Origin of the sequence: Mycobacterium lacus, from assembly GCF_010731535.1 — a bacterium.
In the GTDB taxonomy this organism is placed as follows: domain Bacteria; phylum Actinomycetota; class Actinomycetes; order Mycobacteriales; family Mycobacteriaceae; genus Mycobacterium; species Mycobacterium lacus.
In genome coordinates, this window is sequence record NZ_AP022581.1 from 3,479,186 (window position 1) to 3,493,056 (window position 13,871).

Consider the following 13,871-nt stretch of genomic DNA (forward strand, 5'->3'; position numbering starts at 1 on the left):
CGAGCTTGCCGTGTCGGTCGCGTTGATGTGTCTGGCGGCAGTGGCTGCCCCGACCGCTCGCGCCGACGCCGTCGATGACAATTTCCTGACGGCGCTGAAGGCCAGGGGAATCAACTTCGCGTCGGCGCGGGCCGCGATCATGGCCGGCCACGCGGTCTGCGACGAACTTGACGGCGGTAGGCAGCTATCCGACGTCGCGTCGGACGTGATGAAGAACAGCAACCTGGACGGCTACCACGCGGGGTTTTTCGTCGGAGCAAGCATTGGCGCGTTCTGCCCGAGGCACAACGTGTAGACGTGCCGACGCTACTGACATCTGCTGCATATGCTGCACCGAGCCCCTCGGCCACCGTGATCACCGCTTGGTAGCAACGCAGAGATGAATGCTGCCAAACCCGCCGATCGAATCCTCCCAAACGTCGAGGCCGAAGCGATCGAATAGCGCGGGCATGTCACGGATTACGTCGCCGGACCGCCTCCACATGTCGGCGAGCCCGTCGCCACTATCACACGAGCAGTGAGCCGCCGCGCGGGATCGCTCATCCCGCCGAGGGCGGTCGGGGCATCACGGTCCCCTTGAGTTCCGCGCCGATCGCAATGTCTTCGTACTTTTGCTGCTTGCGTTTGCGCCAACCACTGCCTGCCGAGATCGGCGGCGCCATCAGCGGCGGCATGGGGAACCCGGATTCTCCCGGCGAAAGGGGCGATACCGCCGAGGCGAGCTGGACAGGCGCTTGCGAACCGGGCAACAGCCCCACCACAGCGGGCGGCGCGGTCAACTTGCCCATCGACACTCCAACGCCTATCGCCGCCGTCGGTTCCGCCGAGAGTCCGGCGTCGCCCAACGCGCCCAACCCCGGGCCTCCCACGGCCTGCAGCCCCTCCGACAGACCCTGACCGATGTCGCTGCCCACCGTCTGGAGTGCCTGGGCCGAGGTGTTCTGCGCCAAGTAGCTGAGGAGGTTGATGGGAAATCCGGACGAGACGAACTGGTTGGCATAGGTGTTCGCCAATCCAAACCAGCCGCTGTTGGGGTCGAAGTCGAAGAGCGCCGCCAATGCCGAATCCAGCGGAGAGGCGGCCGCGACGGCGGTCGCGGGAGCGGTGGCGGCGGGCACCGCACTGGCTTGAGCGGCCACCCCCGCCGGATCGGCAATCGGAGGCGGCCACGAGAACTGAGGCAGCCGGGCGGCCTGCGCCGAGGCCGCCCGATACCGACTCATCGCCGCCGAGTTGTTCGCCCACATGCTCTGGTATTGGTCTTCGGTTTCGGCGATGGCCGGGAGGTTGCTCCCGAACCCGTTGGTGGCCAACAACTGCGCCAGCCGCAGCCTGTTGGCACTGACCTGTGCGACGGGAACGACCGCCGCATCCACGGAGTTGAATGCGGCCACCGCGGCCTGCGCCGAAGAGGCCATCCGCTGACATTGCTGCGCGGTGGTGCGCACCCAGGTGAGGTAGGACTCGACGGCCTGGGCCATAGCCAACCAGGATGGACCCTGCCAGGCCTCGCTCAGTGGCGACAACGCCGCGATATGGAGGCCGGCCGATTCTTCCAAACTGATACCGAGCCGCTGCCAAGCGTCGGAGGCCTCGATCAGTGATGCCGCACCGGGTCCCGAGTGGATCAGCGCGGAGGTGACCTCGGGCGGCAACGCCATGAACTCCATGACGCCAAACATTTACTACCGTGGGAAAACCTTTGGAACATTGCGTTGACTAGGCTGAAACAAACCGTGGAACATTGGGCATCGATGCCGCCTCCATCACGAGATGGCGTTGATCGCGGCCGACAATCGCGGCTTGAAATCGTCCGGAACGGGGACATAGCCGTTGTCCGCCAAGCCATCTTGGCCGGCGCCGATCGTGCTTTGCAGGAACGCCTTTACGGCGGTACCGACCTGCGAATCGGGATACTTCGAGCACACAATCTCATACGTCGCCAGCACGATCGGGTAGGAGCCGGGCTGGTTTGGCCGGTAAAACGAGATCGTGTCGAGGGCGAGGTCGTTGCCCTCCCTGATGAACCAGGCCGCCGAAATCGTCTTCCCCACCGAATCAGCGCTGATCGCCACCGGGTCTGGACCGGCCGACGTGACGACTTTCGCCATGGCCAGGCGTTGCGCCTGGGCGAACGACCATTCGGTGTAGGTGATCGTCCCTTCGGTGCGCTCGACGGCCGCGACGGCGCCGCCGTTGCCCCTGGCGCCCTCGCCGACGCCGCCGTTGAACTTTTTGCCGCCGCCCTTTCCCCACGCGCCGCCCGACGCGGTATCGAGATATCTCTGGAAGTTGTCCGTGGTCCCGGACTCGTCGCTGCGGAACACGACACGGATCGGCTCAGTGGGCAGGGTGACACCCGGGTTCAGCGCTCCGATCGCGGGATCGTTCCAGGTAGTAATGCCGCCGTTGAAGATCTTGGCCGCGGTCGGGCCGTCGAGGTTCAGCGAAGTCAGACCGTTGACGTGGTAGGCGATGGCGATGGGACCGAACACCATCGGCAGGTTCCACACCGGCGAGCCGCACCGCCGCTCCGCGCGCGCGTACTCGTCCTTGCTCAACGGCGAGTCCGAACCACCGAAATCGGTTTCGTTGTCCATGAATTCGGCAATCCCGGCGCCGGAACCGTTGGCCGTGTACGTCAGGGACTGCCCCGGGCAGGCCTGTTCGAAGGCCTTGGCAAAGCGGGTGATCGCGTTTTCCTGGGCCGTGGAACCACTGGCCTTCAGGGTCGCCTTGCCGCCGCAGGTCACCTTCGCCGACGACGTGGGAGTCGTCGCCCTTCCTCCAATCGCGTTGTTGTCGCCGTCACATGCCGACAACATCACCGCACCGGTCGTCAGAATGCCCAGCGCGGCGCCACATCGATCGAGTTTCAATTCAGCCTCCTGCGGGCTGGTTTCGCGCGTGCGTCAAGAAAAATTCCGCGATGGCCTGTGAGGCGTCGAACGCCCGGCTGGTGGGCCCGATGATCGCCTTGGGCAGATACTGCCTGCCCCCCGGCCAGGTATGCCCGCCGCCCTCGACCTGGTACAAGACCACCTCGGTGCCGGCCGCACAGGCGGTGGAATCGAATCGGCGGACGTGGGTTCCATCGCCGACGTCGGGTAACCCCTGGACCGCCGGATCGCCTTGACATCCATCCACGGAGCGCCACCTGTCCACCAGGCGGGCAACCGAGATGGCGTGGCTGATCCCGCCGCGACCGTGCACCACCCCACCCTTGAACGACACCAGCGGGTCGGCGGTACCGTGCGAATCCATAACGGAGACCGGCCGCGACGGATTGCAGGCCACACCCTCGCCCAGCGTCCCCGCCACCGGCGCGATCGCGGCGAACACGTCGGCGCGGTCACACGCCAGCCGGCTGGCCATGAAGCCCCCGTTGGACATGCCGGTGACGAAGACATGGCCCGCCGGAACGGCGAAATCGTCCCGCAGCTTGCTGGTCAGGGCGACCAGGAACCCGACGTCGTCGACGCGGCGTCGATCCGCCGGCGACGCGCCTCGCCCGTCGGCCCAGCTCTTGTCGTAGCCGTCGGGATAGACCACCAGCAGGTTGTCGACGTCGGCGATTCTGTCGAAGTTCGTCAGACCCCGCTGCCCGTTTCCGGTGCCGCCACCGCCGTGCAGGTTCAGCACCAGGCCGACGGGAGGGCCGGGTGGCACGTGCACCGTGTACGTCCGATTCAGGCCACCGTATTGCAACGTCCCGGGCTGATCCCGAGAGCTGGCCGCCAGGACCGGGTGCCCGCCGCACCCGGCCACGCAGAGCACCAGGAAGGCCAGCGCCGCCAATCGCTTCCAGGGCATGTCGTCAAGCTACCGATCGCGCTCGCTCAGCCCGCCGCGCCCTGCCCGACAGCCTGGACCGACGCGTGCTCGTGCAGCGCCTTCTCGGCTTCGGGCGCAACGGGTTTCAGGTCGAAGACGACCTCTTCGACGGTTCCGGTGAACGCGTACGGCGCCTTGTCCTCGTAGTCGCGGTCGACGACCAGACCGTTGTCGCGGCCGATGTCCATCCCGGCGTAGGACGTGAACGCCAGGCTCACCGTTCGGGGCAGCTCACCCTCGCCGATCAACCGGTCGTTGGCCCACAACGTCACCCGGCCACCCGACCCGACGACGGGCTGATCGGAATCGAACTGCATGCGCACCGTGACATCGCCGGTGGGTATCGGCTCGGTGGACACTTGCCGATAGGTCTCCACCCCCAGGAAGGAATAGGTGTGATGCAGCCGCCCCCCCTCGTCGACCCACAGAGCGAACCCACCCATGAAGTCGGCGTTGGCGATGATCACGCCCGCCGCGCCGGTGTCGGGGACGCGCAACCGCGCCTCGATCGCGTAGGAGCGCCCGAAGATGCGGGGGACGATGCCGCGCTGGATGTTTTGCACGCCTCCTTTGAAGGTGAACCGTGCTCCAAGGGCAGAAGTGGGAAGCGGCGGCAGGTCGCCGAACATGACCGCGAGCCCGCCGAACAACGGCAGCACCCGGTTTCGTTCGGCTTCCTGCCACCACAGCCGGGTGAGTTCGGCGACCTTCTCGGGATGCTCGGCTGCCAGGTTCTTGGCCTGGGAGAAGTCGTCGGGCAGGTAGTACAGCTCCCAGACGTCCTGGTCGGGGTCGTAGTTGCCGGGCGCGAACCGCCGCAATGTCTCCGGGGACAAGTCCCACGGCGCCTTGTCCAGGCGAGCGCACGCCCACCATCCGTCCTTGTAGATGGCGCGGCTGCCGAAGTTTTCGAAGTACTGCACCGTGTGACGTTCCTCGGCGGCCGCCCCCATGTTCGCGTCGAAGGTGTGCACGAAGCTGGTTCCGTCCATCGGTTCTTGCTCGAAGCCGTCGACACTGGTCGGCTCCGGTAAGCCGATGGCCTCCAACACGGTCGGCGCGATGTCGATGCAGTGGGTGAACTGGCCCCGAATGCCGCCGGGCCGGATCCGTGCCGGCCAGGCGACCACCATGGGATCGCGGGTGCCGCCGAGGTGACTGGCCATCTGCTTGCCCCACTGGAATGGGGTGTTGTTGGCGTGCGCCCAGGCGCTCGCGAAATGCGGCGCGGTGAACTCGTCCCCAAGTGCGGCGATCCCCCCGTATTGTTCAATGAGCGCCAGCTGATGGTCGGCGTCGAGGTCCAGGCCGTTGAGGAACGTCATCTCGTTGAACGAGCCGGTGTTGGTGCCCTCCATGCTGGCGCCGTTGTCGCCCCAGATGTAGAAGACCAGCGTGTTGTCCGACTCGCCGAGGTCCTCGATCGCGTCAAGCAGCCGGCCGACGTTCCAGTCGGCGTTTTCGGAGAACCCGGCGAACACCTCCATCTGCCGGGCAAAGAGCTTCTTCTGGTTCTCCGACAGGCTGTCCCACGCCGGGAACAGGTCGGGTCGCTCGGTGAGTTCGGCATCGGGCGGGATGATCCCCAGCTGCTTCTGCCGCTCGAATGTCTTCTGCCGGTAGACATCCCAGCCCTCATCGAACTGCCCGCGGTACTTGTCGGCCCATTCGGCGAACACGTGGTGCGGGGCATGGGTGGCGCCGGTCGAGTAGTACATCATCCACGGTTTGGTGGCGTTCTGGGCCCGCACGGTGTGCAGCCACTCGATGGCCTTGTCGGTCAGGTCGTCGGGGAAGTAGTACGGCTTGCCGTCGTGTCCCCGAGAACCCTCGGGAATGCCGATAACGGAGTTGTCCTGGGTGATGATCGGGTCGTACTGACCCGCGGCGCCGGTGGGGAACCCCCAGAAATGGTCGAATCCCCAACCCAGCGGCCAGTTGTCGAACGGCCCCGCGGCCCCCTGGACGTTGTCGGGGGTCAGATGCCACTTGCCGAAGGCGCCGGTCACAAAACCGTTGTCGCGCAGAATGCGTGGCAGCGAGGCGCAGCTGCGCGGCCTGACCGTCGAATAGCCCGGGTATGGGCCCGGGAACTCGGCGACCGATCCGAAGCCCACCCGGTGATGGTTGCGCCCGGTCAGCAGCGCCGCGCGGGTCGGCGAGCACACCGCCGTGACATGGAAGCGGTTGTAGGCCAACCCATTCTGCGCCACCCGAGTCAGCGTCGGGGTCCGGATGGCGCCGCCAAAGGTATCCGGGCCGCCGAACCCGGCGTCATCGATCAGCACGATCAGCACGTTCGGGGCATCGTCGGGCGCGCTGGCGCCGGGGACGATGGTCCAGTCGCCGACCGACTCCGCGGCGGTGCGCCCCACCGTGCCGCCGAAGCTGCGCTGGGGTATCGGCAGCCGGGTGCGGTCCGGGTTGAACTTACCCATCGCCTCCTGCAAAGCCGCGACCAGGCTTCGCAACGTCGAACGACTCAGCTCGGCGACCGATTTCATCGGCGAGCCGGACAATGCCTGCCCGACGGCCAGGCGACCCTGCGCCGGGGTCACGGCGATGATTACCGCGCTGCCCGCGGACAGCGCCTGCCCGATCTTGTCGGCCAGACCGCTCTTGATCCGATGGTGGGCGAAGGTGCCCGCGACCGCTCCGGCCGCGGCGCCGACCGCCGCCGATGCCAACAGGGCCGGTGAGAACAGGCCGATCGCCAGGCCGGCCCCGGCGCCCCACGCCGCGCCGCGCCGCCCGAGCCGATTTCCGGTGTCGACCAGGATGGGGTTGCCGTCGGTGTCCTTGCCGATCAGCGCCGCCCCCTGCAACGGGAGGCTCTTGTTCTTGGCCCGATCGGTGAGGGTCTGAAAGTCGTGCCGGGCCGAATCGATGTCCTGATAGCCGGCAACGGTGACCAGTGCGTTTTCCTCACTCAAGACGAAACTCCTTGCTACTGACGAACTCGCGGCGCAAGCCCGTGACCGGATCATCGAACTCAATTCGGTGAGCCAACAACTGCAGTGGCGTGCTGAAATCGTCAGCTGGCACATCAATCACATTGGGGTACAACGGATCTCCTGTGATCGGTATGCCCAGCGACGCCATGTGCACCCTCAGCTGGTGGGTGCGGCCGGTGCGCGGCGTCAATCGGTAGAGCCCGTCGGCCGTGATCAACTCCACCAGCGTCTCCGCGTTGGGCGCACCCGGCTCACAGACCGCCTGCAGGTGGCCCCGGCGCTTGACGATGCGGCTGCGGACAACGCACGGAAGCGCCAGCGCCGGGTCGACGGCCGCCCGTGCCAGATAGGTCTTGCGCACCAGACCGCGGGCGAACAGCGTCTGGTAGGCGCCACGCAACTCGCGCCGGGTGGTGAACAGCAGCACCCCGGCGGTCAACCGGTCCAACCGGTGCGCCGGGCTGAGCTCGGGTAACCCAAGGCCGCAGCGCAACCGCACCAGCGCGGTCTGCGCGACGTGCCGCCCCCGCGGCATGGTGGCCAAGAAGTGCGGCTTGTCGACGACGACGATGTCGTCGTCTTGGTGGAGAACCGCAATCTCAAAGGGCACCGGCACCTCCACCGGCAGATCGCGGCGCAGGTACACAAAGGACCCGGGTGCCAGCACGGTGCCAGTATCGACCACCGCGCCGTCGCCGTCGACGACCTCCCCGGCAAGCACCTTGGCGCGGGCCGGCGCGCCGAATCGGCGGGTCAGCTCGGCCAGCACGGATCCGCCGTGCAGCCGCACCCGCGAGGGCCCCAGTGCATCGCGTACGCCAAGCACCGCGGGCTTCATTGCGATCCTCCTGTGGTGGCCGGTCACGCGAGCGTACGCCGTCGGCGGGATGGGAGGCAGAACTGCCACGGCAGCGGCGTGAAGCCGAGGGTGCCGCCTTCGGTACCGGTGGCGTTGCGGACATTGCGGGGCCCTCCTGTGTTGGGCTCAACGATGTCACGCGCCCCCGCCGCTCCGCACCGGCACGACCGGTTGTTTCACCAAGCTTTCAACTTGCTGGTCAGACATCCGCACCCGATACGAAGGAGCTCAGTGGTTGACATCCTCAGCAGGCAGAGCACCGCCGCCCATGAAGATGACGCGGCGGCCGATTTCCACGGCGTGGTCGGCGAAGCGCTCGTAGAAGCGGCCAAGCAAGGCCGTCTCGACGGCGACGGAGATGCCGTGCTTCCATTCCTGATCGATCAGCACACTAAACAAATTCCGATAGAGATCGTCCATCGCGTCGTCTTGTTCGTGAAGTCGAGCGGCTTGCTGCAGGTCGCGGGACATCAGCACCTGTTTTGCGTTGTCGCCCAACGTGATTGCCACCCTGGCCATATCCGCGAAGCACCCGCGCACCTCGGCGGGAAGCACCTGCTTCGGATGCTCCCGAGCCGCGATCTTGGCTATATGCACCGCCAGCGCGCCCATTCGTTCCACGTCGGCGATGATCGGTGTCGCGCTGAAGATCGTCCGTAGCTCCCCGGCCACCGGTTGCTGCAACGCCAGCAGCGCGAACGCTTCCTTTTCGACTTGCGCTCGCATCGCCACGATCTGCTCGTGGTCGCGGATCACCTGTTCGGCGGCGGCAATGTCGGCCTCTAACAGGGCTTGCGTTGCGCGCTTCATTGCCGCCCCGGCCATGCCGCACATCTCTCCCAGTTGCGCGGTCAGCTCGGCTATCTGCTTGTGATAGACGGTTCGCATGACCTAAACCTCCCTGAGCCTGTCTGAGCCTGGGTGTCGCATGGCAATCATCGGCCATGGCGGTGCCGAACCGCACCATGGAGCGACTGGTCGTGCCCGTGCGCGCCGAGGGGCCCTCGGCGGCGGAGCTCTGCCGGATCGATGTCGCGCTGGCTCACCGGTGCGGTGGGCCGCTCGTCGGCACCGACCACGATGGCCCCGGCGCCGCGGGCGACGATGGCTTTGGCAAGGTCGGCAACCGTGGCGTCCGCGGCGACGCGGGCCACCGGTTCGCCGGTATTGGTCGAGATCGGGATCGCGCCCGCGGAAGAGATGCCAGTCACGCCACCATGCTCACCGGGCCCGCCCATCGTGCCGCGCGACCTCAGCCCGCAATCCGGTGAAACAGGTCACCGACCGGCACTCAATTGAGCGGCACCGGCTCGAGGATCTCCGCGCGCGCTTCCGGTGCACTGGCCCGCAACTCGTCCGCCGACACGTCGTCGGGCTGGGCCTGCGACAGCACCTCGGCCTCCACCCGCGCGGTGTAGTTCGCGACTTCGCGGTCGACGTCATCGGCGGTCCACCCCAGCACCGGGGCGACGAGGTCGGCCACCTCCCGGGCGCAGTCGACACCGCGGTGTGGATATTCGATCGAGACCCGCATCCGGCGGGCCAGGATGTCCTCCAGATGCAGTGCACCCTCGGCCGTGGCGGAGTACACGGCTTCCACCTTCAAGTAGCCCGGCGCCTCCGTGATTGGGCTCAGCAGGTCGGGGCGGTCGGTGGCCAGGGCCAGCACGTCGCCCATCAACGACCCGTAGCGGTCGAGCAGATGACGCACCCGGTAGGGGTGCAGGCCTCGCTGAACGCCGACGTGCTCGGTCTGGTTGACCAACGCGAAGTAGCCGTCGGCGCCCAGCAGCGGCACCTTCTGGGTGATCGACGGTGCGACCCTGGCCGGGATGAACTCCGCCGCGGCGTCCACGGCGTCGGCGGCCATCACCCGGTAGGTGGTGTACTTGCCCCCGGCGATGGCGACCAGGCCGGCCGCCGGAACCGCCACGGCGTGCTCCCGGGACAGCTTCGAGGTCTCGTCGCTTTCCCCGGCGAGCAGCGGGCGCAGCCCCGCGTAGACACCGTCGATGTCCGCGTGGGTCAGCGGCGTGGCCAGCACGGTGTTGACCGTCTCGAGGATGTAGTCGATGTCGGCCTTGGTGGCCGCGGGGTGCGCCAGGTCGAGGTTCCAGTCGGTGTCGGTGGTGCCGATGATCCAGTGACTCCCCCACGGGATCACGAACATCACCGATTTCTCGGTGCGCAGGATGATCGCGACGTCGCTGACGATCCGGTCCCGCGGCACCACCACGTGCACGCCCTTGGACGCGCGCACCTGGAATCGTCCGCGCTGCTTGGACAATGCCTGGATCTCGTCGGTCCAGACCCCGGTCGCGTTGATCACGACATGGCCGCGGACCTCGGTGATCGCGCCGTCCTCGGAGTCGCGCACGCGCACGCCGATCACCCGGTCCCCCTCGCGCAGCAACGCGACCACCTGGGTGGAGGATCGCACCACCGCGCCGTAATGCGCGGCGGTGCGCGCGACCGTCATGGTGTGCCGCGCGTCGTCGACGACGGTGTCGTAGTAGCGGATACCGCCGATCAAGGAGCTGCGTTTGAGACCCGGGCTCAACCGCAGTGCACCGGCGCGGGTCATATGTTTCTGCGCCGGAACGGATTTCGCGCCGCCGAGCGTGTCGTAGAGGAAGATGCCCGCCGCGATGTAGGGGCGCTCCCACCAGCGTTTGGTCAGCGGAAACAGGAACGGCAACGGCTTGACCAGATGCGGCGCCAGCGTGGTCAGCGACAACTCACGCTCGTAGAGCGCCTCGCGCACCAGCCCGAATTCCAGTTGCTCGAGGTAGCGCAACCCGCCGTGGAACATCTTCGACGATCGGCTCGACGTGCCCGAGGCAAAGTCGCGGGCCTCGACCAGCGCCACCTTGAGCCCACGAGTCGCCGCGTCCAGTGCACAGCCGCAGCCCACCACGCCGCCGCCAATGACCACCACGTCGAATTGCTCGCTGCCGAGTCGTTCCCAGGCCAACGCGCGTTGCTCGGGTCCCAGCACGGACGGCGGCTGCGCGCTTTCCGCTGCGTGGATCGGATTGCTCACCGGACTCCTGTCAGTTACTCGTCGGTAGGAGGTCGCTTCACCAAGGCTAGTTGTTGCGGCGTCCTTGGGTCGTTCTTCAGTCCAGATCGTCGTGTGCCATCAGCCGGCGGGCCGCCTCGGTGATCGAACCGGACAACGACGGGTAAACGGCCAGCGTCTGGGCCAACTCGTTGACGGTGATGCGGTTTTGCACGGCCACCGCGATCGGCAGGATCAACTCCGACGCGATCGGCGCCACCACGACGCCGCCGACCACCACCCCGGTGGACCGCCGGCAGAAGATCTTGACGAAGCCGTGGCGTACCTCGGACATCTTCGCCCGCGCGTTGGTCCGCAACGGCAGCATGATGGTCCGGGCCGTCACCGAGCCGTTGTCGATCGCCGATTGGGGCACGCCGACGGCGGCGATCTCGGGCCGGGTGAAAACCGTCGCCGCGACCGTGCGCAACCGGATTGGGTTCACGCCCTCACCCAACGCGTGATACATCGCGATGCGGCCCTGCATGGCGGCGACCGACGCCAACGGCAGTAGGCCGGTACAGTCGCCCGCGGCGTAAATGCCGGTGGCTGACGTGCGCGACACCCGGTCCACGGTGAGATAATTACCGGGCCCAAGCTCGATCCCAACCCGTTGCAGGCCCAGGCCGCCGGTGTTGGGGACCGACCCGATGGTCATCAGGGCGTGGCTGCCCTCGACGGTGCGCCCGTCCGTCATCGTCACCAAGACCCCGGCATCGCAGCGGGTGACCGAAGCCGCGCGGGCGTTCTTGACCAGCCGGACGCCACGTTCGGCGAACGATTCCTCCAGGACCAGCGCCGCGTCGGCGTCCTCGTACGGCAGCACCCGGTCCTGGCTGGCCACCACCGTGACCGGCACCCCCAATTCGGTGTAGGCGTCGACAAACTCGGCGCCTGTGACCCCCGAGCCCACCACGATGAGGTGCTCGGGCAGCGCGTCCAAGTCGTAGAGCTGCCGCCAGGTCAGGATGCGCTCGCCATCCGGGGTGGCCGAGGGCAGGATCCGCGGGCTGGCGCCGGTGGCGATCAGGACGACGTCGGCTTCGTGCTCGCTGGCCGCGCCGTCGGGGGTGGTCGCCTTGATGCGGTGGCGCGCCAGACCCGGGGTGGGGTCGACGAGCTCCCCCCGACCGGCGATGACCTGGACACCCATGCTGAGCAGCTGGGTGGTGATGTCGGCCGACTGCGCCGCGGCCAGCGACTTGACCCGAGCATGGATCTGTTTCAGCGAGATCTTGGCGTCGTCGAAGTCGATGTCGAAGCCCAGCTGCGGCGCCCGGCGCAGTTCGGTGCGCAGCCCGGTGGACGCGATGAACGTCTTGGACGGCACACAGTCGTCCAGAACCGCAGCCCCGCCGATGCCGTCGGAGTCGATCACGGTCACTTGGGTTGTTTCCGGGTGCGAGGTGGCCGCGACCAGGGCGGCCTCGTAACCAGCCGGGCCTCCACCGAGGATCACGATGCGGGTCACCACAGGCATAACCTAGCGTGCGGGCGCGCTCCGTCTAAGCTTTCCCCGTGCCGCTCTACGCCGCGTATGGATCGAACATGCATCCCGAACAGATGCTGCAGCGCGCACCCCACTCGCCGATGGCCGGAACTGGTTGGTTACCGGGGTGGCGCCTGACTTTCGGCGGCGAGGACATCGGTTGGGAAGGGGCCCTGGCCACAGTCGTCGAGGATCCGGATTCGAAGGTGTTCGTCGTGCTCTACGACATGACGCCGGCAGACGAGAAGAACCTTGACCGTTGGGAGGGTTCCGAGTTCGGCGTCCACAAGAAGATCCGATGCCGGGTGGAACGCCTATCCAGCGACACCACAACCGATCCCGTGCTGGCCTGGCTGTACGTGCTGGACGCCTGGGAGGGCGGGCTGCCGTCGGCGCGGTACCTGGGGGTGATGGCCGATGCCGCCGAGATCGCCGGCGCGCCCGCCGATTACGTGCACGACCTGCGTACCCGCCCGGCGCGCAACATCGGGCCGGGGACCATCGCTTAGCCGTTTACCGGCCAAAGAAGCCCGACTGGCCCAACCCGGTGTTGAAGGCGCCGGAATCGTACTTGCCCGAGTTCGAAAGCCCCGAGTTGCAGCCGCCGATACCCGAGTTGAAAAAGCCTACGTTGGAGCCGCCGATACCTAGGTTGCCAAAACCTGTGTTGAAGCCACCATCGCCCGCATTTCCGACACCTGTGTTCGCGCCACTGCTGCCCGAGTTGCCGATGCCCGCGTTGAAGCCGCCGTTACCCGAGTTTCCCCAACCCGCGTTCGAGCCGGCACCGGAGTTGCCGAAGCCCGAGTTGGCGACGGATTGGTTCACCGAACCGCCGAAACCAGTGTTGAGGGCACCAGAGTTGAAGCCGCCGGTTGTCGTTACCGGTATTTCCGCTGCCGTAATTGGTGCTGCCGACGTTTCCGTGGCCGACGTTGGAGTTTCCAAAGTTTCCGCTGCCAAGGTTCCAGGAACCGAGATTTCCGTTGCCCACGTAGAAGCTGGCCGTGATGCTCGGCGTGCCCGACCCCGAGTTCCCGTTTCCGCTGCCCAGGTTCCAGCTGCCGAAATTGCCGCTGCCCGCGTTGTAGTCGCCGGTGTTTGCACTGCCGAAGTTTCCCGTGCCGGTATTGCCGAAACCGATATTGAAGCCCGGCACCAGGCTTTGCAGGGGCGTCAACTGCTCGGCCACCGCAGCGGCGGCTGCGTGATATCCCGACATGGCCACCACATCCTGGGCCCAGATCTGTTCGTACTCGAACTCAGCGGCCGCGATCGCCGGCGCGTTCTGGCCAAACAGATTCGATAACACCAGCTTCACGAACCCGCTCCGGTTGGCCGCCACCGCCATTGGATGAATCGTGGCCCAGTTGCGCCGCCTCAAACGCAGCGGCGACCGCCTTGGCCTGAGCCGATGCGTCCGCGGCATGAGCCGCGGCGTTCCGCAACCACCCGCATAGGATGTCGCCGCAGCCGTCATCGCCGCCGACGCCGGCCCCTGCCACGCCTGCTCTGCCAATCCCCAGATCACCGAACCGAAAGACCCAGTCGCCGAAGCCAATCCACCGGCCAGCCCATCCCACGCCGCCGCCGTCGCCAGCATCGGAGCAGAACCCGGACCGGCGAACATCAGCGCCGACGTGATTTCCGCAGGTAACACCGGGAAATTCATGC

General features: G+C 66.9%; 13 protein-coding genes. 2 read left to right on the top strand and 11 right to left on the bottom strand.

Annotation, left to right across the window (positions count from 1 at the left end; all coding sequences use genetic code 11):
• The first annotated feature begins 10 nt into the window (after positions 1–10).
• Positions 11–295: a DUF732 domain-containing protein gene (locus G6N24_RS15950; RefSeq protein ID WP_232070586.1), complete on the top strand. Its 285-nt coding sequence runs from the start codon at positions 11–13 to the stop codon at positions 293–295.
• Positions 296–539: 244 nt separating this feature from the next.
• Here the strand turns inward: G6N24_RS15950 and G6N24_RS15955 are convergent, their stop codons facing one another.
• From G6N24_RS15955 to G6N24_RS15995, 9 genes are all read right to left on the bottom strand, one after another.
• The gene (locus G6N24_RS15955; protein WP_085159431.1) at positions 540–1,670 is read right to left on the bottom strand and encodes a PPE family protein; all 1,131 of its coding nucleotides are present in this window, start codon (positions 1,668–1,670) and stop codon (positions 540–542) included.
• Positions 1,671–1,766: 96 nt separating this feature from the next.
• Entirely contained in the window at positions 1,767–2,879 is a 1,113-nt protein-coding gene (pstS, locus tag G6N24_RS15960; RefSeq protein WP_085159393.1) for a phosphate ABC transporter substrate-binding protein PstS, read from the bottom strand.
• A 1-nt stretch (position 2,880) separates the two neighbouring features.
• Complete coding sequence (locus G6N24_RS15965; RefSeq protein WP_085159395.1) at positions 2,881–3,813, bottom strand: extracellular catalytic domain type 1 short-chain-length polyhydroxyalkanoate depolymerase; 933 nt, start codon at positions 3,811–3,813, stop codon at positions 2,881–2,883.
• Between the two features lie 26 nt (positions 3,814–3,839).
• A complete protein-coding gene (locus tag G6N24_RS15970) occupies positions 3,840–6,821 on the bottom strand; it encodes an arylsulfatase (protein WP_139822341.1) in 2,982 nt (993 codons plus the stop codon).
• Positions 6,760–7,626: a pseudouridine synthase gene (locus tag G6N24_RS15975; RefSeq protein WP_085159399.1), complete on the bottom strand. Its 867-nt coding sequence runs from the start codon at positions 7,624–7,626 to the stop codon at positions 6,760–6,762. The genes G6N24_RS15970 and G6N24_RS15975 overlap by 62 nt, the downstream gene beginning before the upstream one ends.
• A 249-nt stretch (positions 7,627–7,875) precedes the next feature.
• On the bottom strand, positions 7,876–8,535 hold the full coding sequence (phoU, locus tag G6N24_RS15980) for a phosphate signaling complex protein PhoU (protein WP_085159401.1): 660 nt from the start codon (positions 8,533–8,535) through the stop codon (positions 7,876–7,878).
• 47 nt (positions 8,536–8,582) lie between these two features.
• Positions 8,583–8,858 carry a CBS domain-containing protein gene (locus tag G6N24_RS15985; protein WP_139822339.1) on the bottom strand — a complete coding sequence of 92 codons (276 nt, stop codon included), beginning with the start codon at positions 8,856–8,858 and terminating at the stop codon, positions 8,583–8,585.
• 80 nt (positions 8,859–8,938) lie between these two features.
• The gene (locus tag G6N24_RS15990) at positions 8,939–10,690 is read right to left on the bottom strand and encodes a glycerol-3-phosphate dehydrogenase/oxidase (protein ID WP_085159405.1); all 1,752 of its coding nucleotides are present in this window, start codon (positions 10,688–10,690) and stop codon (positions 8,939–8,941) included.
• A gap of 76 nt (positions 10,691–10,766) precedes the next feature.
• Entirely contained in the window at positions 10,767–12,182 is a 1,416-nt protein-coding gene (locus G6N24_RS15995) for an NAD(P)H-quinone dehydrogenase (protein ID WP_085159407.1), read from the bottom strand.
• 44 nt (positions 12,183–12,226) lie between these two features.
• On the opposite strand from G6N24_RS15995, the gene G6N24_RS16000 reads away from it, so the two are divergent.
• Positions 12,227–12,706 carry a gamma-glutamylcyclotransferase gene (locus tag G6N24_RS16000; RefSeq protein ID WP_085159409.1) on the top strand — a complete coding sequence of 160 codons (480 nt, stop codon included), beginning with the start codon at positions 12,227–12,229 and terminating at the stop codon, positions 12,704–12,706.
• Between the two features lie 4 nt (positions 12,707–12,710).
• Here G6N24_RS16000 and G6N24_RS24835 read toward each other — a convergent pair whose 3' ends face one another.
• A complete protein-coding gene (locus G6N24_RS24835; RefSeq protein WP_232070587.1) occupies positions 12,711–13,025 on the bottom strand; it encodes a hypothetical protein in 315 nt (104 codons plus the stop codon).
• Positions 12,949–13,869, bottom strand: a complete 921-nt coding sequence (locus G6N24_RS16005) for a PPE family protein (RefSeq protein ID WP_232070588.1) — start codon at positions 13,867–13,869, stop codon at positions 12,949–12,951. The genes G6N24_RS24835 and G6N24_RS16005 overlap by 77 nt, the downstream gene beginning before the upstream one ends.
• Positions 13,870–13,871 lie beyond the last annotated feature (2 nt).